The 20715-nt window shown below is 68.2% G+C and carries 19 protein-coding genes; 15 read left to right on the forward strand and 4 right to left on the reverse strand.

All coding sequences use genetic code 11. The annotated features are described in order from the left end of the window. Window positions 1-105: 105 nt before the first annotated feature. The 11 genes from epsC (at window position 106) to ACQHGV_RS03840 (ending at window position 10178) form a co-directional block, all read left to right on the forward strand. On the forward strand, window positions 106-1080 hold the full coding sequence (gene epsC / locus ACQHGV_RS03790) for a serine O-acetyltransferase EpsC (RefSeq protein ID WP_440980129.1): 975 nt from the start codon (window positions 106-108) through the stop codon (window positions 1078-1080). Further along, window positions 1077-1817 (forward strand): gamma-glutamyl-gamma-aminobutyrate hydrolase family protein, encoded by a 741-nt coding sequence (locus tag ACQHGV_RS03795; protein ID WP_440979483.1) that lies wholly within the window; start codon window positions 1077-1079, stop codon window positions 1815-1817. Before epsC ends, ACQHGV_RS03795 begins: the two co-directional genes overlap by 4 nt. 105 nt (window positions 1818-1922) lie before the next feature. Beyond that, window positions 1923-2768 (forward strand): fumarylacetoacetate hydrolase family protein, encoded by an 846-nt coding sequence (locus tag ACQHGV_RS03800; protein WP_440979484.1) that lies wholly within the window; start codon window positions 1923-1925, stop codon window positions 2766-2768. 28 nt (window positions 2769-2796) lie between these two features. Continuing rightward, complete coding sequence (locus tag ACQHGV_RS03805) at window positions 2797-3768, forward strand: 2-hydroxyacid dehydrogenase (protein WP_440979485.1); 972 nt, start codon at window positions 2797-2799, stop codon at window positions 3766-3768. Further along, entirely contained in the window at window positions 3758-4585 is an 828-nt protein-coding gene (locus tag ACQHGV_RS03810; RefSeq protein WP_440979486.1) for an AAA family ATPase, read from the forward strand. Before ACQHGV_RS03805 ends, ACQHGV_RS03810 begins: the two co-directional genes overlap by 11 nt. 124 nt (window positions 4586-4709) lie before the next feature. Beyond that, on the forward strand, window positions 4710-6014 hold the full coding sequence (gene fucP / locus ACQHGV_RS03815; RefSeq protein WP_440980130.1) for an L-fucose:H+ symporter permease: 1305 nt from the start codon (window positions 4710-4712) through the stop codon (window positions 6012-6014). Window position 6015: 1 nt separating this feature from the next. Continuing rightward, window positions 6016-6747 carry an SDR family oxidoreductase gene (locus tag ACQHGV_RS03820; RefSeq protein WP_440979487.1) on the forward strand — a complete coding sequence of 244 codons (732 nt, stop codon included), beginning with the start codon at window positions 6016-6018 and terminating at the stop codon, window positions 6745-6747. Continuing rightward, window positions 6744-7631, forward strand: coding sequence for an amidohydrolase family protein (locus ACQHGV_RS03825; RefSeq protein ID WP_440979488.1), 888 nt, complete (start codon window positions 6744-6746; stop codon window positions 7629-7631). The genes ACQHGV_RS03820 and ACQHGV_RS03825 overlap by 4 nt, the downstream gene beginning before the upstream one ends. Beyond that, entirely contained in the window at window positions 7628-8659 is a 1032-nt protein-coding gene (locus tag ACQHGV_RS03830; RefSeq protein WP_440979489.1) for an aldo/keto reductase, read from the forward strand. The genes ACQHGV_RS03825 and ACQHGV_RS03830 overlap by 4 nt, the downstream gene beginning before the upstream one ends. Beyond that, the gene (locus ACQHGV_RS03835) at window positions 8656-8958 is read left to right on the forward strand and encodes a UxaA family hydrolase (protein ID WP_440979490.1); all 303 of its coding nucleotides are present in this window, start codon (window positions 8656-8658) and stop codon (window positions 8956-8958) included. The genes ACQHGV_RS03830 and ACQHGV_RS03835 overlap by 4 nt, the downstream gene beginning before the upstream one ends. Further along, a complete protein-coding gene (locus ACQHGV_RS03840; protein WP_440979491.1) occupies window positions 8955-10178 on the forward strand; it encodes a UxaA family hydrolase in 1224 nt (407 codons plus the stop codon). The genes ACQHGV_RS03835 and ACQHGV_RS03840 overlap by 4 nt, the downstream gene beginning before the upstream one ends. Before the next feature lie 149 nt (window positions 10179-10327). On the opposite strand, the gene ACQHGV_RS03845 is transcribed toward ACQHGV_RS03840, so the two are convergent. Then, window positions 10328-10666, reverse strand: coding sequence for an L-rhamnose mutarotase (locus ACQHGV_RS03845; protein WP_440979492.1), 339 nt, complete (start codon window positions 10664-10666; stop codon window positions 10328-10330). A gap of 133 nt (window positions 10667-10799) precedes the next feature. On the opposite strand from ACQHGV_RS03845, the gene ACQHGV_RS03850 reads away from it, so the two are divergent. Both ACQHGV_RS03850 and ACQHGV_RS03855 read left to right on the forward strand, forming a co-directional pair. Continuing rightward, a complete protein-coding gene (locus ACQHGV_RS03850) occupies window positions 10800-11813 on the forward strand; it encodes a zinc-binding alcohol dehydrogenase family protein (protein ID WP_440979493.1) in 1014 nt (337 codons plus the stop codon). Between the two features lie 68 nt (window positions 11814-11881). Continuing rightward, complete coding sequence (locus tag ACQHGV_RS03855) at window positions 11882-12703, forward strand: IclR family transcriptional regulator (RefSeq protein ID WP_440979494.1); 822 nt, start codon at window positions 11882-11884, stop codon at window positions 12701-12703. A 271-nt stretch (window positions 12704-12974) separates the two neighbouring features. Here ACQHGV_RS03855 and ACQHGV_RS03860 read toward each other — a convergent pair whose 3' ends face one another. Next, a complete protein-coding gene (locus tag ACQHGV_RS03860) occupies window positions 12975-15476 on the reverse strand; it encodes a PepSY domain-containing protein (RefSeq protein ID WP_440979495.1) in 2502 nt (833 codons plus the stop codon). Between the two features lie 138 nt (window positions 15477-15614). Here ACQHGV_RS03860 and ACQHGV_RS03865 point away from each other — a divergent pair, with 138 nt between their 5' ends. Next, window positions 15615-17768: a TonB-dependent receptor gene (locus ACQHGV_RS03865; protein ID WP_440980131.1), complete on the forward strand. Its 2154-nt coding sequence runs from the start codon at window positions 15615-15617 to the stop codon at window positions 17766-17768. 138 nt (window positions 17769-17906) lie between these two features. On the opposite strand, the gene ACQHGV_RS03870 is transcribed toward ACQHGV_RS03865, so the two are convergent. Continuing rightward, window positions 17907-18425 carry a hypothetical protein gene (locus ACQHGV_RS03870; RefSeq protein ID WP_440979496.1) on the reverse strand — a complete coding sequence of 173 codons (519 nt, stop codon included), beginning with the start codon at window positions 18423-18425 and terminating at the stop codon, window positions 17907-17909. Further along, complete coding sequence (locus ACQHGV_RS03875; RefSeq protein ID WP_440979497.1) at window positions 18422-19474, reverse strand: family 43 glycosylhydrolase; 1053 nt, start codon at window positions 19472-19474, stop codon at window positions 18422-18424. The genes ACQHGV_RS03870 and ACQHGV_RS03875 overlap by 4 nt, the downstream gene beginning before the upstream one ends. A gap of 101 nt (window positions 19475-19575) precedes the next feature. Between ACQHGV_RS03875 and ACQHGV_RS03880 the strand changes: the two genes are divergently transcribed. Continuing rightward, window positions 19576-20709 (forward strand): glycoside hydrolase 5 family protein, encoded by a 1134-nt coding sequence (locus tag ACQHGV_RS03880; RefSeq protein WP_440979498.1) that lies wholly within the window; start codon window positions 19576-19578, stop codon window positions 20707-20709. Window positions 20710-20715 lie beyond the last annotated feature (6 nt).

The raw sequence follows: 20715 nt of genomic DNA on the forward strand, positions 1-20715 counted from the left end.
GCGTGCGCAACCATGGGTTAAGCAATGGAGGCGCTTTATCGGGACGTAGCAAATCTGTTATATCCTATGGCGACGATGGGATATGATAGGGCTCGGAGGACCATGATGTCGAGCAGGCCGTTCATCGCAGACCAGCACAGCCCCGCCAGCGGGTCGGCGGGGATCGACGGTATCGTCTCCGCGCTGCGCGTTGCGCGCCAGTCGTGGCGCGCGCGGCAGGATGCGGGGCGCGATGTCGAACGTTTCCCCGTGCGCTCGGGCGTCGAGGATGTCGTCGCGCTGATTGCCGCCGCGCTCTATCCCCGCCGGCTGGGCCATTTTCGGGGAAGCGCGGCCGAGGAGGATCGCTTCGTCGCGGCCAAGCTGCTCGCCGGACTGACCGCGCTGGAGCGCGAGATCGGCGCGGAGCTGGCCTATTGGCAGAAGGATGCCGATGCGACCTTCCCGCCCGAACAGGCCGCGCTGATCGCCCGGCTGTTCGGCGCGACGCTGCCGCGTATCCGCGATTTGGTCGACAGCGATGTCGAGGCCGCCTTCCTGGCCGATCCGGCGGCGCAGAGCGTCGACGAGATCCTGCTCTGCTATCCCGGTGCGGTCGCCAGCCTGCATCACCGCATCGCGCATGAATTGAACGCGCTGGGCGCCCCCATCGTCGCGCGGATCATGTCGGAACTCGCCAATGAGCGGACGGGGATCGACATCCATCCGGGCGCGACGATCGGCCGGCATTTCTTCGTCGATCACGGCACCGGCGTCGTCATCGGCGAGACCGCGATCATCGGCGAGCGGGTGCGTGTCTATCAGCATGTGACGCTGGGCGCGCGGTCGGCGCTGGGCACCGCGCCCCGGTCGCCGCACGACCGTTTCGCGCGGCACCCGATCGTCGAGGACGATGTCATCATCTATGCCGGCGCGACCATTCTCGGCCGGGTGACGATCGGCGCGCGGTCGGTGATCGGCGGCAATGTCTGGCTGCTGGCCGATGTCGAGCCCGACAGTGTCCTGGTGCAGCCCGAGGCCCGCGCGCTGCCTCGTGCCGATGCGCGGGCGCTGCGCCAGGAACTGGAGACGACCGCATGACCGCCGCGCGCAAGCCCGTCATCGGCCTGATGTGCGGCAATGAGGTCGCCGGCCGCCCGATCCAAGCGGTGGCGACGCGTTTCATCGAGCCGCTGGTCACATTGTGCGGCGCCAATGTCGTGATCGTCCCCGCGATCCGCGAGGCAGTCGATCCCGCCAGCATGGCCGACATGCTCGACGGGTTGTTGCTGACCGGTGGCCGCTCGCATGTCGCCCCGGCGCAATATGGCGACACCGATGCCGCAGCGCCGTGCGTCAGCGACCCCGAGCGCGATGCCGTCGCGCTGTCGCTGGGCGGCAAGATGATCGAGCGTGGCAAGCCGGTCTATGGCATCTGCCGGGGGATGCAGGAGATCAACGTGCTGTTCGGCGGCTCGCTAACCTGCCTGGGGGGCCTGCCGCGCCATCATCGCGGGTCGTGGGACGAGGATTACGAGTCGCTGTTCGGCCATCATCACCCCGTCGACCTCACCCCCGGCGGCTGGCTGGCGGGGCAGGGCGGGCATCGCCGGGTCGAGGTGAACTCGGTGCATCAGCAGGGGATCGACCAGCTCGGCTATGGCCTGGTGGTCGAGGCGCGCGACAGCGAGGACGGGCTGATCGAGGGGTTTCGCGCGCCGGGCTGCGGCGCCGATGTGCTGGCGGTGCAATGGCATCCCGAATGGGACGTCGCGCATTGCCAGGTCGCCCGGCGCTTCTTCTCGCTGCTCGGCGAGTCTGCGCGGGGCCATGCATGAGAAAGTGCGCGATCATATTTGCAAGTGACAGCGTGGCGGCTGCCCCGATAAGGAGGACGGGTAACGGGGCGCGACCGGCGCCCGCGATCCGAGGAGTCCGAATCGATGAAGCTGCTTCGTTATGGTCAACCGGGACAGGAACGCGCAGGGCTTCTCGATGCCGATGGCCGAATCCGTGCGCTGCCCGAGGCGCTGGGTGACCTGACCGGCGCGCGGCTGTCGCCCGAGGGCCTGGCCGAGATCGCCGCGCTCGATCCCGCCAGCCTGCCGGTCGTCGAGGGCGACCCGCGTCTGGGTTCGTGCATCCCCCGGCCGGGCAAGTTCGTCTGTATCGGCCTGAACTACCGCGACCATGCCGCCGAGAGCAATCTGCCGATCCCGGCCGAACCCGTCGTCTTCGGCAAATGGTCGAGCGCGATCGTCGGCCCCAATGACGATGTCGAGATTCCGCGGGGCTCGGAAAAGACCGATTGGGAGGTCGAGCTGGGCGTCGTGATCGGCACCCGCGCGCGTTATGTCGAACAGGCCGACGCGCTGGCCCATGTCGCCGGCTATTGCGTCGTCCACGACGTCAGTGAGCGCGCCTATCAGCTGGAGCGCGGCGGCACTTGGGACAAGGGCAAGGGGTGCGACACCTTCGGTCCGACCGGCCCCTGGCTGGTTACCGCCGACGAGGTGGGCGATCCGCAAGACCTGCGCCTCTGGCTGGAGGTGGACGGCCACCGGCATCAGGACGGCAACACCTCCGACATGATCTTCACGGTCGCCGAGATCGTGGCCTATGTCAGCCAGTTCTGCACGCTGGAGCCGGGCGACATCATCACCACCGGCACGCCCAAGGGCGTGGGCATGGGCTATAAGCCGCCGGTCTTCGTGCGCGCCGGCCAGACGGTGCGGCTGGGCATCGACAAGCTGGGCGAGCAGCAGCAGCGCTTCGTCGCGGCGGCCTGATGATGGGGTGGGGCCGGGAGCGATGATCATGACCGACCGGCCCTCGCTCTACGTCACGCGCCGCCTGCCCGATGCGGTGGAGCGGCATTTGCGCGCGCATTGGGACGTGACGCTGAGCGCCGGGGATCAGCCGCCGACGCCCGCACAACTGGCGGCGGCGATGGCGGGTCATGACGCATTGTTGCCCACCATCACCGACCGGATCGACGCGGCGCTGCTCGGCCGGCCCGATCGCCGGGTGCGGATCATCGCCAATTATGGCGCGGGGGTCGATCATATCGACCTCGACGCGGCGCGCGCGGCGGGGGTGGTCGTCACCAATACCCCTGATGTGCTGACCGAGGCGACGGCCGAGATCGCCATCCTGCTGATGCTGATGGCCAGCCGCCGCGCGGGCGAAGGCGAGCGGGAGTTGCGCGACGGGCGCTGGACCGGCTGGCGACCTTCGCATCTGATCGGACAGGGGCTGGCGGGGCGGACCTTGGGGCTGGTCGGCTTCGGCCGGATCGGTCAGGCGACCGCCGCCAAGGCGCGTGGGCTGGGCATGCGCATCCGCTATGCCAGCCGTTCGCGCGCCGCCCCCGAGGTGGAGGCGGCACTCGGGGCGGAGCGCGCCGCGTCGCTTCAGGCGCTGGCGGCGGAAAGCGATATAGTGTCGCTGCATGTGCCCGGCGGCGAGGCGACCCGGCATCTGGTCGATGCGGCGCTGTTGTCGGTGATGCCGCGCCATGCGATCGTGGTGAACACCGCGCGCGGATCGGTGATCGACGAGGCCGCGCTGGCCGAAGCGCTGGCCGAGGGGCGGATCGCGGGCGTCGGGCTGGACGTCTATGAGCACGAGCCGGTGGTGCATCCCGGCCTGCTGGCGCATCCGCGCGCCGTGCTGCTGCCGCATCTGGGCAGCGCCACGATCGAGGCGAGGACGGCGATGGGGATGCGCGCGGTCGCCAATCTCGACGCCTTTTTCCGTGGGGAAGCGCCGGGGGATCGTGTCGCCTGACGACGCCATCGCGGCGCTGGTCGCCCGGCGGCTGGCGCGCCGCGATGGGGTAGGGCCGTTGGTGCTGGGTCTGTGCGGCGCGCAAGGGAGCGGCAAGTCGACCATCGCCGCCCGGCTGGCGCGGCGTTTTCCACGCAGCGCGGTGCTGTCGCTCGACGATCTCTACCGCACCCATGCCGATCGACAGGAACTCGGCCGGCGGGTCCATCCGCTATTGGCGACACGCGGCGTGCCGGGGACGCATGACGTGGCGCTGGGGATCGCGACGATCGGGGCCTTGCGGGCCGGAAAGCCCGTTCCGTTGCCGCGCTTCGACAAGGCGTGTGACGACCGCATGCCGGCCGAAGAATGGCCCTGCGCGCCGGCGGATTGCGAATTGCTGATCTTCGAGGGCTGGTGCGTCGGCGCGGTGCCGCAGGACCCGGCCGAACTGGTCCCGCCGGTCAACCGGCTGGAAGCCGAGGAGGATGCCGATGGCCTCTGGCGCGCCCATGTCCATGCCGCGTTGACGCGCGACTATCCCGCGTTGTTCGCATCGATCGACATTCTGGCGCTGCTGGTGCCACCCGACTGGCCGACCGTGTTGCGCTGGCGGACCGAGCAGGAGGCCGGGTTGGCGGGGCGCGGCATGGATGCGGCGCAACTGGCCCGTTTCGTCCAGCATTATGAGCGGCTGACCCGCCATATCTGGCGGACCATGCCCGCTTATGCCGACCTGACCCTGTATCTGGACGCACAGCGGCAGCCGACCGCCATCCATCATGTCGAATGCCCGGATCGGGTGGCCGACGACGGACAGGACCAATTCATCCGATAGCGCTTGCCAATTTGCGACACCTCCCCTTATCCTCACGCTCATAAAAGATAGTTTTCATGGAGAAGGAGCGTCTCATGGCGGCAGGGACTGCGTTCGACCGTGGCGGAGGAAGGTCCTGATGGCCATGCACGCCGACATGCCGCTCGGCCGCGCCGGCGCCGGGGCTTCCGCCGCCGGGGCCATCGGCGTTCCCCGCCGCTATCTCCCCGCGCTCGTCATCACGGTCAGCCTGTTCTTCCTGTGGGGCATGGCCAACAACCTGAACGACATCCTGATCGCGCAGTTTCGCAAAGCCTTCACGCTCAGCGATTTCGAGACCAGCTTTGTCCAGCAGGTCTTCTATCTCGGCTATTTCCTGCTCGCGGTGCCGGCCTCGGTCGTGATGCGGCGTTATGGCTACAAGGCGGCGATCGTGCTGGGGTTGCTGCTCTATGGCACCGGCGCGCTGCTCTTCTATCCGGCGGCGTCGGCCGGGGTCTATCAGCTGTTCCTGCTCGGCCTGTTCGTGATCGCGGCGGGGCTGGCCTTTCTGGAGACATCGGCCAATCCGCTGATGGGCGAGCTGGGCGACCCGGCGGGCGCGACGCGGCGGCTGAACTGGGCGCAGGCGGCCAATCCGCTCGGCGCGCTGACCGGCATTCTGGTCGGACGCTATTTCATCCTGTCGGGCATCGAACATGACGAGACCGCGCTGGCGACGATGGACGCGGCCGCGCGCAACGCCTTCTACCGCGCCGAGGTGCAGGCGATCGCGCCGCCCTATGTCGTGATCGCCATCGTCGTGCTGCTGTTCGCGCTGGCCGCCGCGCTGGTCGTCTTTCCCGCCAACGCGGCGACGACCGATGAGGACGGACACGAAGGCCGGTTCCTCGACGTCTTCCGCCGCCCCCGCCTGATCGCGGCGGTAGTGGCGCAATTCTTCTATGTCGGCGCGCAGGTCGGCGTGTGGAGCTATACGATCCGCTATGCCCAGGCCAATGTCGGGCTGAACGAGCGCGGCGGGGCCGATGCGCTGCTGCTGTCGCTGGCGCTGTTCGCCGCCGGGCGGTTCCTGGGCAGCGCGCTGATGGCGCGGCTGGCGCCCGTCCGACTGCTGCTGATCTTCGCCGGCGTGTCGATCGCGCTGATCGCGGTCGCCGCGCTGGCGGGCGGCTGGCTGGGCCTGATCGCGCTGGTGGCGGCGAGCTTCTTCATGTCGATCCAGTTCCCGACGATCTTCGCGCTGGGGATCGAGGGGCTGGGGCCGCTGCGCCGGGCGGGGGCCTCGCTGATCGTGATGGCGATCATCGGCGGTGCCGGCCTGACCGCGCTGATGGGGCTGGTGTCGGACCTGGCCGGGATCACCAATGCGATGCTGGTCCCGGTCGTGAGCTTTGCGGTTGTCGCGGCCTTCGCCTGGTGGGCGGGCCGCCGAATGGAGACGAATTGATATGGGTCGGTTACAGGCGAAACGGGCGATCGTGACGGGCGCGGGCCAGGGCATCGGCCGCGCCGCCGCCGAGCTGTTCGCCGCCGAGGGCGCAGCGGTGATCGCGGTCGACCGCAATGCCGAGGCGCTGGCGACGCTGACGACGTGCGATACGCAAGTGCTCGACCTGCTCGATCCCGCCGCGATCGCCGCGTTCGGGGAACGGGTCGGCGCGGTCGACGTGCTGTTCAATTGCGCCGGTTATGTCGATGCGGGTGACCTGCTGGCGACGCAGGATCATGGCTATCGCCTGTCCTTCGACCTGAACGTCCATGCCATCACCCATATGCTGCAGGCGTTCCTGCCCGCGATGATCGCGAAGGGCGGCGGGGCGGTCGTCAACATGGCTTCGGTCGCGGGCGCGGTGATCGGCGTCGGCAATCGCTATGCCTATTGCGCGTCCAAGGGCGCGGTGGCGGGCATCACCCGCTCGGTGGCGCTGGATTATGTGGGCAAGGGCATACGCTGCAACGCGATCTGCCCGGGCACCGTCCAGTCGCCCAGCCTGGACGAGCGGCTGGCCGCCACCGGCGACGCCGAGGCGGCACGCGCCGCCTTCGTCGCGCGCCAGCCCATGGGCCGGCTGGGCCGTGCGGAGGAGATCGCCGCGCTGGCGCTCTACCTCGCCTCGGACGAGAGCGCCTATACCACCGGGCAGATGCACGTCATCGATGGCGGCTGGACGATGGCGTGAGCGCCAAGCGGCCGCCCTTCGTCGATGCGCATGTCCATCTGTGGGACCGCGACGTGCTGCGCTATCCGTGGCTCGATGCGCCGGAGAACGCGGCGATCGCGGAGACCTATCGCGTTGACGATTACCGGGCCGAGCTGGCGGCGTGGAACCTCGTCGGCGCGGTGCATGTCGATGCGGGCGCGGACCCGGCGCAGGGGGCGGACGAGACCGTCTGGCTGAACCGGGTCGCCGATGCGGACGGACTGCCCAGCGGCATCGTCGCGCGTGTCGAGCTGGACCATCCGGCGGTCGAGCCGCAGCTGGCGTGGCAGGCGGCGCATGCGCGGGTGAAGGGCATCCGCCACCTGATCAACTGGCACCCGCGCGATCCATCGCGTCGTGCCTGCTCCCAAGACCTGACCCGTGATCCGCGCTGGCAGGCCGGTTATGCGCTGCTGGGCCGCTATGGCCTGAGCTATGATTTTCATGGCTTTCCGCCGCAACTGGCGGGACTGGCCGAGGTGGCGGCGCGGCATCCCGAGGTGCCGGTCATCCTCAACCATCTCGCGCTGCCGATCCCGGCGGACGGTTGGGAGCAATGGCGCGCCGGCCTGATCGCCTTTGCCGCCATGCCGCAGGCCGCGATCAAGCTGTCGGGGGCGGGGTTCATCGCTCCGCGCTTCGACCCGGCGATGTTCGGCGATGTTGTGGCCGAGGTGATCGAGCGCTTCGGCACCGACCGGGTCATGGTCGCGACCAATTTTCCCACCGACCGGCTGGCGGCCGAGCTGGACCGGACACTTGGTGCCTATGAGACGCTGCTGACCGGCTTTTCCGACGACGAGCGGCGCGACCTTTGGGGGCGCAACGCCAACCGCATCTATCGATTGGGGCTGGACCTGTGAGCGCCATTCCACACCGCCCGGTGGGGTCGTCCGGATTCGCGCTGCCCGAGCTGGGGTTCGGGGCGGCGGCGCTGGGCAATCTCTATGCCGCGATCGACGATGCGCAGGCGGCGGCGACGTTGGACGCCGCGCTGGCGGCGGGGCTTCGCTATGTCGACACCGCGCCGCATTATGGCCGGGGGCTGAGCGAACGCCGGGTCGGCGACGGCCTGCGCAGGGTCGGCGACGTCATCGTTTCGACCAAGGTCGGGCGGCTGATGGCGCCCGATGCGACCATCACCGACGACCGCGAGCGTGACGGCTTCCACACCGCCATGCCGTTCCGCATGGCTTATGACTATAGCCATGACGGTATTTTGCGCAGCCATGAGCATAGCCTGCAACGGCTGGGGCTGGCGCGGGTCGATCTGTTGTTCGTCCACGACATCGGCCGGGTCACGCATGGCGCGGCGGATGCGCAGTATCGTGCGCAGCTTGTCGAGGGCGGCGGGCTGAAGGCGCTGGAGCGGTTGCGTGATGAGGGCGCGATCCGGGGCTTCGGGCTGGGCGTCAACGAGGTCGATGTCTGTCTGGAGCTGATGGAGGAGGCGCGGTTCGACGTCATCCTGCTCGCCGGGCGCTATACCTTGCTGGAACAGGCGCCGCTCGACCGGTTTTTCCCGGCCTGTGCGGCGGCGGGCACGGCATTGATCGTCGGTGGTCCCTATAACAGCGGCATATTGGCGACCGGCAGCGCGGCGGCGGCCATTCCCCGCTATAACTATGCCCCTGCGCCGCAGGGCGTGCTGGACCGGGTCCGCGCGCTGGAGGCGGTGGCGGCGCGGCATGGCGTGTCGCTGGCGGCGGCGGCGCTCGCCTTCGTGCTGGCGCATCCGCAGGTGGCGAGCGTCATCCCCGGCCTCGCCAATCCGGAACAGGTGGCGGACACGATCCGGCTCTATCACGCGCCGATCCCACAGGATTTTTGGAACGAATTGCGGCATGCGGGGCTGGTCCGCCCCGATGCGCCCTTGCCAGGAGTATCATGATGAGTGTCGCGGCGATCCGGTTGACCCCGGGGGATAATGTCGCGGTCTGTTGCCGCACGGTCGAGCCGGGCGAGCGGATCACCGTCGATGGTTACGAACTCGCCATCACCGAGCGTGTGGCGCTGGGGCACAAGCTGGCGGTCATGCCCCTGGGAACCGGCGACAAGGTCATCAAATATGGCATGCCGATCGGGTCGATGACGCATGATGCGCCCGCCGGTGGCTGGGTCCACATGCACAATATGCAAAGCGACTATATCCCCGCGCATCTGCGCGACGCGCATGGAGATCACGCATGACGGGCGACATGGCCGAGCGGACCTGGCAGGCCTGGGCGCGGCCCGACGGGCGCAAGGGCATTCGCGACGCGATCGTCGTCGTCTATCTCGTCGAGTGCGCGCATCATGTCGCGCGGCGGATCGTCGACCGGATGGACGACCCGCGCGTGCAGCTGATCGGCTTTCCCGGCTGCTACCCCAATGACTATGCGCTGGCGATGATGAAGGCGCTGACCACGCATCCCAATGTCGGCGGCGTCGTCCTGCTGTCGCTGGGGTGCGAAAGCTTCAACCGCGAGGCGCTGGCCGCCAATGCGCGCGAACAGGGGCGCCCCGTGGAGACGATCGTGATCCAGCAATCGGGCGGTACGCGCGGCGCGATGGAGGCGGGGATCGCCGCCGTCGAGCGGGTGCGTGCGGCGGCCGATGCGCAAGCCGTGCGCGTGCCGATGCGTATGTCCGAACTGGTGATCGGCACCATCTGCGGCGGGTCGGACGGGACGAGCGGCATCACCGGCAACCCGGCGGTGGGCCGCGCCTTCGACACGCTGGTCGATGCCGGCGCGGTCTGCATCTTCGAGGAAACCGGCGAGATGATCGGCTGCGAAGGCCATATGGCCGAGCGGGCCGCGACGCCGGCGGTCGCGCAGGACCTGATCGCCTCGGTCGCGCAGGCGGAGCGCTATTACCGCGCGATGGGCTATGGCAGCTTCGCGCCGGGCAATGCCGAAGGCGGCCTGTCGAGCCAGGAGGAGAAGTCGGCGGGCGCCTATGCCAAGTCGGGCAGCCGGCCGATTTCGGGCGTGATCCTGCCCGCCGAACAGGCGCCGGGACCGGGCCTCTATCTGCTCGACGTGGTGCCGCCGGGCGATCCGAAATTCGGCTTTCCCAACATCGTCGACAATGCCGAGATCGGCGAGCTGATCGCGTGCGGGGCGCATATCAACCTGTTCGTGACGGGGCGCGGCTCGGTGGTCGGCTCCGCCATCTCGCCGGTGATCAAGGTCGCGGCCAATCCGGAAATGTATGCCCGAATGGAGGGCGACATGGACGTGAACGCCGGGCGCATCCTCTATGGCGAGGCGACGCTGGACGCGGTGGGTGCGGAGATCGTCGACCTGATCGTCGCGGTGTCGGGCGGCGCGCAGACCAAGTCCGAGGCGCTGGGGCATCAGGAATTCGTCCTGACCTACAAGGCGTCGGGGTCGAACGGCCCGTCCTGCCTGCCGCGCGTGGCCTAGCGCCGGCAATATTCCGTCATCCGTTCAGCCTGAGCGAAGTCGAAGGCCAAGGGATTGGCTATCCGCAAGCGTTGAGGCGTGGCCTTCGACTTCGCTCAGGCTGAACGGCGGTTGGGGCTGTAAAAGGTCCGCCGTATCGACGCAGCCAGTCACTGGTCGGCGAGCGAATAAATTCGCTCCATCGCCACCCATTTTTCGCCCGCATCGGCCTGGGGCAGGGGCTTTTGAAACCGGTCCATCGCCGCTTCCCATCGGGCGTCGGTGGCGGCCAGATCGTCGGGGATGGCACGAGGCCAGTCTTCCGCAACCTCGGCGATCATGAAGAGCCGGTCGCCGGTGCGCCATATCTCCATCGCCTCGAACCCCTTGGCGTGGATCGCCTCGGTCACCGCAGGCCAGACCGCGCCGGCGGCGTGCGCGCGTTCATAGTCGGCGATCAGATCGGCATCCGCGACCAGATCCAGCGCGAAACACACCCGTCGGGCCATATCGGCTCCTCTCTCCTATGGTGGCCCCGATCGCTTCGAAACCTTTCCAATCAACAACCTAGCGACCACCCTCTGGCGCATCAATGCCATATATGAGAGCATGGTTGCGCAGAAGAATGTAGGAGGGGTCGGAATGAAGGCGCTGGTCTGTGTGCAGCCGCTGGAGATCAGGGTGGAGGATCGCCCCATGCCGGTGCGGCAGGAGGGGCAGGTGCTGCTGCGCATGCGCCGGGCGGGCATTTGCGGGACCGACTATCATATCTATGCGGGCAAGCATCCCTTCCTCCAATATCCGCGCCTTATCGGGCATGAGCTGGCGGGCGAGGTGGTCGAGGCGCCGGCCGGGTCACCTCTCACCGCCGGGCAGGTGGTGACGGTCAATCCCTATATCGCCTGCGGCACCTGTCGCGCCTGTCGCCGGGGCAAGCCCAATTGCTGCGCGCCGATCAGCGTGCTGGGCGTGCACGGTGATGGCGGCATGTGCGAATGGCTGGCGGTGCCCGAAAACGCGGTGGTCGATGCCGCGGGCCTGTCGCTCGACCAGGCGGCGATGGTCGAGTTTCTGGCGATCGGCGCGCATGCCGTCCGTCGCTCGGCGCTGGCGAAGGGCGAGACGGCGGTCGTCATCGGGGCGGGGCCGATCGGCGTCGGTGTGGCGCTGTTCGCGCGGATCGCCGGCGCGGCGCGGGTGGTGCTTGTCGATACGCGCGCGCCGCGCATGGCCTATGCCGCCCGGCATTTCGGCTTCGACGAAGGGGTGGTGGCCGATGGCGATCTGACCGCGACTTTGTCGGCGATGACCGATGGCGAGATGTTCGACCATGTGTTCGACGCGACCGGCAATATCCATGCGATGCGTGCCGGGCTGGATCATGTCGCGCATGGCGGCAGCTACACGCTGGTCGGGGTGTGCAAGGACGATCTGGTCTTCGCCGATCCCGAATTCCACAAGCGCGAGACGACGCTGATCGCCAGTCGCAACGCGCTGTCGGTCGATTTCGACCATGTCATCGCCAGCATCCGCAGCGGCGCGATCCCGACCGACGCGATCCGTACCCATCGGCTGACGCTGGACGAGGCGCCCGCGCGCATGCCCGAACTGATCGCCGAGGCCGACAGCGTGTTGAAGGCGATCGTCACGATCTGATCCACCGCTCGCCCCACGCTTGCCGAGCCAGCACCGCCATCCTAATCCCGTGGCCCATGGGGAATGACATGACGCAAGACAGCAAGGCGGACGGGGGGCGGGCCGAGGGGCGGGTGCGCAAGGGCAGCTATGCCGCGCCCGCACTCGACAAGGCGTTCCAGATCATCGAGCTGCTGGCCGACCATCCCGAGGGGCTGCTGGTCAGCGAGATGGCGGTGGCGCTGGGCCGATCGCTGGGCGAGCTGTTCCGGATCGTCGTGGTGATGGAGGAAGCGCGCTATCTGGAAAAGTCGCCCGCCGACGACCGTTACAGGGTGACGTACAAGTTCCTCGACATCGCGTACCGCGCGACGCCCGCGCGGCGGCTGACGGCGGCGGCGCTGCCAGAGATGCAGGCGCTGGCGCTGACCGCCGGGCAATCCTGTCACCTGGTGGTGATCGAGGGCGGGGCGGGACTGGTCATCGCGCGCGAGGAAAATCCCGGCACGCGCGGCTTCGCGCTGCGGATGGGCGCGTCGATCGACATATTGAACAGCTGTTCGGGCAAGGTGCTGCTGGCCTTCGCGCCGGCGGGGCAGGTGGCGCGGATCATCGACCGGCTGGAACTGGTGCAGGGGCGGCCGATCGGGCGCGCCGGGCTGCATGAGGCGATCGACCGGGTGCGGTCACAGGGCTATGAGCTGCGCGAAAGCCCGATCACGCGCGGCGTTACCGACATCAGCTATCCGGTGTTCGGCTTTGGCGGCGAGTTCATGGCCGCGCTGACCATCCCCTTCCTCGAGACGATCGACGGATCGCAGTCGGTGACGCTGGCGGAGGCGCGCAAGCTGCTCGCGGAGACGACGACGCGGATCTCCGCGCAGCTGGGCTATCGCCGGGACGAAGGCTGAGCGTCCGTTTGGAAACGTGGCCCCAGTACGTTTTCAAACAGTTTCTACATCCGGGTGACATGACACAAATTCACCCCTCCCCTTCAGGAGTGGCAGGTCGGTCATGCCCCCGGCATGACCTAAACGATGCGGCGCATCGTTTACCTGCCACTGGGCCGAGGGTGGGGCGCTTCCACAGGCGGGTCGTTCGCCGCGATGCCCCACCCCAACCCCTCCCCTGAAGGGGAGGGGCTCGCGTTGCCTCGATGCGATTTCATCCCGCTCCCAGCGGTCAATAAATGTCGCGGCGATAGCGGCCGGTCGCCGCCAGCTCTTCCAGCCGGTCGTCGCCCAATATCCCGGTCAGCGTGCGGTGCACATCGCCCGCCATGCCCTTCAGGCTGCCGCAGACATAGAGGATAGCACCCCCGGCCACGGCCTGGCGGATCGTCTCGGCCGCATCGGCGACGGCATCCTGCACATAGCGTGGCCCCGAGCCGAGACGGGACCAGGCGGTCGCACTCCCGGTCAGCACCCGATCCTCGACATAGGCCCGGCGCTCGGCGGCATGGTAATCGTCCGCGTCCGGATGCCGCTCGCCCCAGAACAGCCAGGCCGGCCCGCCGCCGGTCGCGGCGCGCTGGCGCAGATGGCCGAGCAGCCCCGCCAGCCCGGTGCCGTTGCCGATCAGCACGATCGGCGTCGCGGCGTCGGCGGGCGAATGGAAGGCGGGATTGGCATGGACCCGGCCGCAGACGATCGAGCCGAGCGGTGCGCCCTCGCACAGCCAGCCCGACCCGAGACCCGGCAGCCCGTCCTCCGCCTCGCACAGCCGGACGATCAGCTCGGCACGGCCGCCGACCCCAAGCGAAGCGATCGAATATTCGCGGTGCGCCAGCGGGCGCAGCGTATCGGCGTCGAAGCCCGGCCCGGCATCCGCCGGCAGGATCGATGTCCGCAGCCGTTCGCGAAGCGCTGGCGTATCGGCCAATTCCGTCGCGCGCAGAAAGGCGGTGACGCGGCGTTCGTCCTGCTGCGGCAGGATTTCCAATATGTCGCCCGCCGCCCAATCGGCATGGCCATCGGCGGGTTCCAGCGCGATGTGCCAGGTCGGCCCGCCGCTGCTGCCCGGATTGAGCAGGCGCCGCTCGACCAGTCGCCAGTCGCGCATCGGGGCGGGTGCCCAGTCGGGTTGATCGGTACGGCCGCCCAGGCTGGCGAGCTGCTGCTGCCACAGCCGCTGCGCATCGGCATCGTCGCCGTCCAGCTCGATCGCATCGAACAGACGCTCGGCCCCGCCGGCATGCAGCCAGCGGTCGATCTGATGACCGAAGGCGCAGAAATCCTGATATTCGCGGTCGCCCAGCGCCAGCACGGCATAGCGCAGGTCGGGAAGGGCGGGCGGCGCGTCGGCCATCGTCCGGGCGAAGGCGCGTGCGCTGTCGGGCGGCTCGCCCTCGCCATAGGTGCTGGCGACGACGAACAGCTGGCGAATTCTGGCTAGCCGGTCGGCATCCAGCTCGGTGATCGGCACGGCGGCGGCGTCGGGCAGCACCTGCGCGGTCAGGCGCGCGATCCGCTCGGCGGTGCCGGTCTGACTGGCATAGGCGACCAGCGTGGTCGCGTGATCCGCCGACATGGTCGCCGGCGGGGCCTCGGCCAGCACCGCGCCCAGCGCCGCCTTGCGCCGTCGCCGCGCGAAATAGAGGAGGAAGCCGGTGATGGTGAACAACGGCATGGTCAGGCTGGCCAGCGCCATCAGGATACGCCCGATCAGCCCGAAATAGGCGCCGCGATGAATTTCATAGACGCTGGTCAAAATATCCTGACCCAGCGGACGCGCGGCATAGCGTTGGTCGGTGACGACCTTGCCGGTCGCGCCGTCGATGCTGAGTTCGTCGGACACGCGGTCATGCCGCCCGCCGGGCAGCTTCGCGCGGAACTGCACCGTGCCGTCGCGGACGGTCGCGGTCACCTGTTCATAGGTTCGGCCGGCGGTCGCCCTGGCGAAGCTGGCCCAGGCGAGCGGCAGGTTGGCGGGGGGCGCATCCTTGCCCGGCTTGCCTTTCGGCCCGTGCGCCGCCGCGCGCTCGGTACCCAACAGATATTGGACCCCGTCGCGATACCAGCCGTAGGACCACCATAGTCCGGTGCCGGCGCTGATCAGATAGAAGGCCAGCACCCAGCCGCCGATGACCGCATGCAACGCGCGGTAGAGATTGCGTCCGGTCTCGCGCAGGTCGAGCACCAGCCAGTTGCGCCAGTCGAGCGGCCGGCGCGGCCAGCGTAAGTAAAGGCCCGACAGCGCAAAGAAGATCAGCGACAGCGCGGCAAAGCCGGTGATCTGCCGGCCGATGCCATTGCCATGACCGGGCAGCGCCAGCCAGCGATGGAGGTTCTCGACCGTCTCGAAAAAGCCCTCGCCGCGCGCTTCGCCCAGGATCTGGCCGGTCGCCGGATCGACGAAGCGGCGCTGGCGTTCGTCGCCCTTGCCCCGCTTCTCCTTGCCGATCGTGTAGGTGACGGTGGCGGCACGCCCGGGGTCGCTGTCGACGATCAGGCGCCCGATGCGGATACCTGGCACCTGCGCGGTGATCCGGTCGATCAGCACAGGCGCGGGCAAGGGCGGCGTCCTGCCGCTCGCGACCGTGACGACGCCGGGATTGATCGCCGCGAGAATCTCGCCCTCGAAGCTGATCAGTGCACCGGTGACGCCCATGACCGCGAGCACCAAGCCCGCCGTGATCCCCAGGAACCAGTGGAGCTGAAACAGGATGTTCCGCGTCGATAGCACTGGTCCAAGCCTTGTTATTGATAATCACTCGCGTTAGTAGCTCGCGGCGATAAGGTCAATGGTTGCGGGGACAGAATGACGAAGCGGTTGGGGGGCGTGTCACGCGCCAGGGTGCGGGCGGCATGGCTGGGCGGGACGATGCTGGGGCTGGCGATACTGTCGCCCGTCGCGCAGGCACAAAGCAGCGAGCCGACGGACAAGACGGAGGAGGAGGTTGTCGTCACCGCCGCGCGCACCGTCCTGCCGCCCAACGCCCTGCCGTTGACCATCGACATCATCGACAAGGCGGCGCTCGACCAGCAGATCGCGATGTCGGGTAGCGTGACCGATGCGGTCGCGGTCCTGACGCCCAGTTTCTCGCCGACGCGCGGCAAATTGTCGGGCGCGGGCGAGACGTTGCGTGGCCGCTCGCCGCTCTACGCGATCAACGGCATCCCGCAGACGACGCCGCTGCGCGACGGTAGCCGGGATGGCTTCACCATCGACGGCTTCTTCATCGACCGGGTCGAGTTGATCTATGGATCGAACGCGCTGCAGGGGGTGGGCGGCACCGGCGGTATCGTCAACCAGGTGACGGTCGCCCCGCCGCGCACCGAGGGCTGGTCGGGCCGTACGCTGGCGCAGGTGACGGCGGCGGACGGGTTCGAGTCGGACTCGCTGGGCGGCAAGGTCGCCGGGCTGGTCCAATATAAGGCTGGCATCTTCGATGCGACGATCGGCGGCTCCTATGAACGGCGCGGCGTCTTCTACGACGCGCAAGACCGGCGCATCGGCATCAACCTGACGCAAGGGGAGACACAGGATTCGCGTGCCCATGACCTGTTCGCTCGGCTGGGCGTGCAGCTTCGCGACACGGGCCGGCTCGACCTGATCCTCAACCGGTTCCAATTGGAGGGCGAGGGGCGGTTCGTGCCCCTGGCGGGCAATCGCCGCACCGGCCTGCCGACCAGCGCGGTGCGCGGCGATCCGCCGGGCATTCCCGCGGCCAATCGCGCCGAGGCGGCGTCGCTATCCTATACCGACAGCGATGTGGCGGGCGGCAATCTGGTCGCGCAGATCTTCGTCAACCGCACCTATGACACGTTCGGCGGCGAGCCGAATGCGATCGCGACCTTTCAGGACCCGGCCATCGCGCCGGTCGGCACATTGCTCGACCAGTCGGAGAACCGCTCGCGCAAATGGGGCGCGCGCGCCAGCTATGAGCGCGCGGTGCCGGGGTTCGAGGCGCTGGTCGCGACGATCGGTTTCGACGCGCTGTGGGACAAGTCGGAGCAGCGGCTGATCCTTACCGACCGTGTCTGGGTGCCGCCCGCCGATTTCCAGAGCCTGGCGCCCTTTGCGCAAGCCAATCTGAAGCTGTTCGACGGCGGCCTTCGTCTGGCCGGCGGCGTGCGATGGGAGAATGTGAAGGTGCGCATCGCGGACTATCGCACGCTCGCCTCCACCACCTATGACGGGCGTAATCCGGCGACCTATGGCGGCGTCAGCGTCAAGGGCGGCACGCCGGGCTTCGACCAGCTGCTGCTCAACGGCGGTGTCATCGTCGAGCCGGTGGCCGGCATCCGCGCCTATGCCAGCTATGCCGAGGGTTTCACCATGGCCGATATTGGCCGGATCACCCGCGCGGTCGCCACGCCGGGCACCGACCTGAGCAATTTCCGTGCGATCGATCCGGTCATCTCCAACAATCGCGAGATCGGCGTCGAGATGAAGCGGGGGCCGCTGGATGCCGGCGCGACCTATTTCTGGTCGAGCAGCAATAACGGCCAGGTGCTGCTGGCACTGGGCAACGGCATCTTCGAGGTGCAGCGCCAGCGGGTCGAGATCCAGGGGCTGGAACTCAATCTGGGCGTGCGCACACCGATCGAGGGGCTGCGGCTGTCAACCGGCTATGCGCATCTGATCGGCCGTTATGACAGCGATACGCGCGCGCCCGATGGGATCGTCGACACCGATCTGGACGGAACCAACATCTCGCCCGACCGGATGAACGTGGCGGCCGACCTTGCCTCCGGTCCGGTCACGGCGCGCGTGCAGACGCAGATGTATTTCGCGCGCAACTTCCGCGGCAAGGCGCGGCCCGATCCGCGCAACAGTTTCGGCGGCTATACGGTGACCGACGCCTCGGTCCGTTATCAGACGCGGATCGGCGGCTTTTACCTCAGCGCGCAGAACATCTTCGATCGGCAGTATATCGACTATAATAGCGACACGCGGCTGCCCGACGACAATCTCGCCTTCTTCGCGGGGCGGGGGCGGACCTTCACGCTGGGCTGGGACCAGCGGTGGTGAGGGCGATCCAAATCCTCCCCTGTAAGGGGAGGGGACCAGCAAAGCTGGTGGAGGGGGCGTGCGGTTGAGGACGTCCTTTGCGGAGGCCCCCCTCCGTCAGGGCTTCGCCCTGCCACCTACCCGTATCGGGGAGGAGTTTTATGGCTCGATCACCTTCTGCGCCTCGACGATCCGGCTGTCGCTGCCCAGCGTATAGAGATACGCCTTGCGCGCCTCCGAGCCTGGTCGCAGGTGGCGCAGATTCCGCTCCTGCGCACGGGTCAGCGTGAAGCGGATATAGCCGGCGGCGATCAGGCATCGGTCGACCTCTGCCTGTAACTGGCCTTGCAGCGTGTCGACATGCTGGTCGGGGCGATACATGCGGCGCAGCAGCACCTGCCGCTCGCTGCGCACGAAGTTCTGATCGTCGCCGGGGATGGCTGGCATTGGCGGCATGTTGTTCTCGCGCTCCAACGCCTCGAAGCCGCGCAAATATTTCTCGGTCGGCTTGTCGCCGCCCACGTCGCGCCGGGCGGCCTTGAGCATGCAGTCGCGGCTGCCGCCCTCGAACGCCTCGCGCGTCGCGCCGGGCTTGCCCCAGCTATGGCTGGTGGCGGCCATGGCACCGGTGGAGACCAGGGTGCACAGGACGGCGAGTGACAGGCGCGCGCGCATCATCGCGACCCCAGCACCGGCGCGTCGGCGTCGGTCATGCGGATGGGGCGGATCGTGCCGTTCGGGGCATAGGTGACGCGATCGATCGCCACCTGCCGCTCGCCCTGGAAGGGGGCGGGGCCGGGGCGGCGGTCCCAGCGGTGATAGACGATCAGCCATTTGCCGTCCGGCATGCGGACGAAGCTGTGATGGCCAGGCCCCTGATGCTGCGCGTCGCTGGTCAGGATCGCGCCGCGATAGCGCCACGGGCCGGTGGGCGAGGGGGCGGTGGCATAATGGACCGAATAGTCAGGGCCGTTCCATCGGCCATGGCTGTAGGACAGATAATAGACGCCGTTGCGTTCGTGCAGGAAGGCACCTTCGGTGAAGTGCGGCGGCTGGTCCACCCGGACCTCACGCGCGATGGTCACCATGTCGGGCTGAAGTTCCCAGACCCGCAGGCGCGCGCCCGCGCTGCCGCCGGCATAGAGATAGCTGCGGTCGCTGCGCAGATCGGTGAAGACCATTGGATCGATCGCCTCGAACCCGTCGCCGCCGGTGATCAGCGGGCGGCCGCTGTCGCGATACGGACCCTCGGGCCGGTCGGCGACCGCAACGCCGATGCGGCTGGGCGTCGGGTTCTGCGGGCCGACCGAATAATAGAGATAATATTTCCCGCCGCGCGTCGCGACGCCGGGCGCCCACAGGAAATGGTCGCGCGCACCGTCATCCTTGATCCAGCCGATCTGGTCACGCCGGATCAGCTCGCCGCGTGGTCGCCATGTCTTCAGGTCGCGCGAGGAGAAGGCGCCGAACCGGTCCGCCTCCCAGCTGCCGCCCGGGCCGCCGGTGGGAAACACCCATAGCTCGTCGCCGATCACCATCGCGTGCGGATCGGCCCCCTGGAATTGCGGGTTGCGGGCGATGCCCGAGGCGGTGACGGCGAGCCCCAAGCCGGCCGCGATGATGGCGTGACGTATCCGCATCCTGTCCTCCCCATGCCCCCGGCGCGTCTTGCTTTCGTCCGACATGATGCCGGATACTGGCCGGATGACGATGATCTGCATGCGCATATTAGTCGGATAAAAGCCTGTAACAATGCCGCAAATCGGCCTAGCCTTCATGAAACGACCCTGTCGCGGACACGATGACGGGGCGACGTGGGAGAGGATGGATGAGGATCGCATTGCTGCTGGGGGCCGCCGTCGCCAGCCTGTTCGTCGCCGTGCCGGCGCAGGCGCGTGCCCGCTGGAGTGAGGCTCAGGCCAAGGCCTGGTATGCCGCGCAGCCCTGGCTGGTCGGGGCGAACTATACGCCCGCCTCGGCGATCAACCAGCTGGAGATGTGGCAGGCCGCGACCTGGGACCCCAAGCGGATCGATGACGAACTGGGGCTGGCGCAGGGCATCGGCATGAACACGATGCGGGTCTTCCTGCACGACCAGCTCTGGGCGCAGGACCCCGACGGGTTCAAGCAGCGGATCGACGCCTTTCTGACGATGGCCAAGGCGCATGGCATCCGCCCGCTGTTCGTGCTGTTCGACAGCTGCTGGGACCCCGATCCCAAATCGGGGCCGCAGCATCCGCCGATCCCCGGTGTCCATAATTCGGGCTGGGTGCAGGGGCCGGGCATGGCGGGCCTGCGCGACCGGGCCGGCTGGCCACGCTACCGCGCCTATGTGCAGGGGGTGATCGGCGCGTTCAAGGACGATCCGCGCGTGCTCGGCTGGGACGTCTGGAACGAGCCGGACAACGGCGCCGACCAGTATAAGGGGCAGGAGGGCAAGGAGCCGCTGGTCCGCGCGCTGTTGGCGCAGGTGTTCGACTGGGCGCGTGCCGCCGATCCGTCGCAGCCGCTGACCTCGGGCGTGTGGCAAGGCGACGACTGGACGCCGGGCGGGCGTAGTTCGGCGATGGACAAGCTACAGCTCGGCCAGTCGGACGTGATCTCGTTCCACGACTATAGCTGGCCCGAGACGTTCGAGCGGCGGGTGCGCCAGTTGCTCCCCTATAACCGGCCGATCCTGTGCACCGAATATATGGCGCGGGGCAACGGATCGACCTTTGACGGGTCGCTGCCCATCGCCAAACGGTATAACGTGGCGATGATGAACTGGGGCTTCGTCGACGGCAAGACGCAGACGCGGCTGCCCTGGGACAGCTGGAAAAAGCCCTATGTCTTGGAGGAGCCGACCATCTGGTTCCACGAGGTGTTCCGCGCCGACGGCACGCCCTATCGCCAGGCCGAGGTCGACCTGATCCGCCGCCTGTCCGCCGCGCCCAGGGGCGTGGTGCCCGCCGGGCCGTGAGACGGG

The sequence above is a fragment of the Sphingomonas pseudosanguinis genome, from assembly GCF_052056765.1.
In the GTDB taxonomy this organism is placed as follows: Bacteria; Pseudomonadota; Alphaproteobacteria; order Sphingomonadales; family Sphingomonadaceae; genus Sphingomonas; species Sphingomonas pseudosanguinis.

Coding starts and splice junctions, on each gene's coding strand:
- epsC (WP_440980129.1), top strand. CDS start 106: ATGTCGAGCAGGCCGTTCATCGCAGACCAGCACAGCCCCGCCAGCGGG.
- ACQHGV_RS03795 (WP_440979483.1), top strand. CDS start 1,077: ATGACCGCCGCGCGCAAGCCCGTCATCGGCCTGATGTGCGGCAATGAG.
- ACQHGV_RS03800 (WP_440979484.1), top strand. CDS start 1,923: ATGAAGCTGCTTCGTTATGGTCAACCGGGACAGGAACGCGCAGGGCTT.
- ACQHGV_RS03805 (WP_440979485.1), top strand. CDS start 2,797: ATGACCGACCGGCCCTCGCTCTACGTCACGCGCCGCCTGCCCGATGCG.
- fucP (WP_440980130.1), top strand. CDS start 4,710: ATGCACGCCGACATGCCGCTCGGCCGCGCCGGCGCCGGGGCTTCCGCC.
- ACQHGV_RS03820 (WP_440979487.1), top strand. CDS start 6,016: ATGGGTCGGTTACAGGCGAAACGGGCGATCGTGACGGGCGCGGGCCAG.
- ACQHGV_RS03835 (WP_440979490.1), top strand. CDS start 8,656: ATGATGAGTGTCGCGGCGATCCGGTTGACCCCGGGGGATAATGTCGCG.
- ACQHGV_RS03840 (WP_440979491.1), top strand. CDS start 8,955: ATGACGGGCGACATGGCCGAGCGGACCTGGCAGGCCTGGGCGCGGCCC.
- ACQHGV_RS03845 (WP_440979492.1), bottom strand. CDS start 10,666: ATGGCCCGACGGGTGTGTTTCGCGCTGGATCTGGTCGCGGATGCCGAT.
- ACQHGV_RS03850 (WP_440979493.1), top strand. CDS start 10,800: ATGAAGGCGCTGGTCTGTGTGCAGCCGCTGGAGATCAGGGTGGAGGAT.
- ACQHGV_RS03855 (WP_440979494.1), top strand. CDS start 11,882: ATGACGCAAGACAGCAAGGCGGACGGGGGGCGGGCCGAGGGGCGGGTG.
- ACQHGV_RS03865 (WP_440980131.1), top strand. CDS start 15,615: ATGCTGGGGCTGGCGATACTGTCGCCCGTCGCGCAGGCACAAAGCAGC.
- ACQHGV_RS03870 (WP_440979496.1), bottom strand. CDS start 18,425: ATGATGCGCGCGCGCCTGTCACTCGCCGTCCTGTGCACCCTGGTCTCC.
- ACQHGV_RS03875 (WP_440979497.1), bottom strand. CDS start 19,474: ATGCGCATGCAGATCATCGTCATCCGGCCAGTATCCGGCATCATGTCG.
- ACQHGV_RS03880 (WP_440979498.1), top strand. CDS start 19,576: ATGAGGATCGCATTGCTGCTGGGGGCCGCCGTCGCCAGCCTGTTCGTC.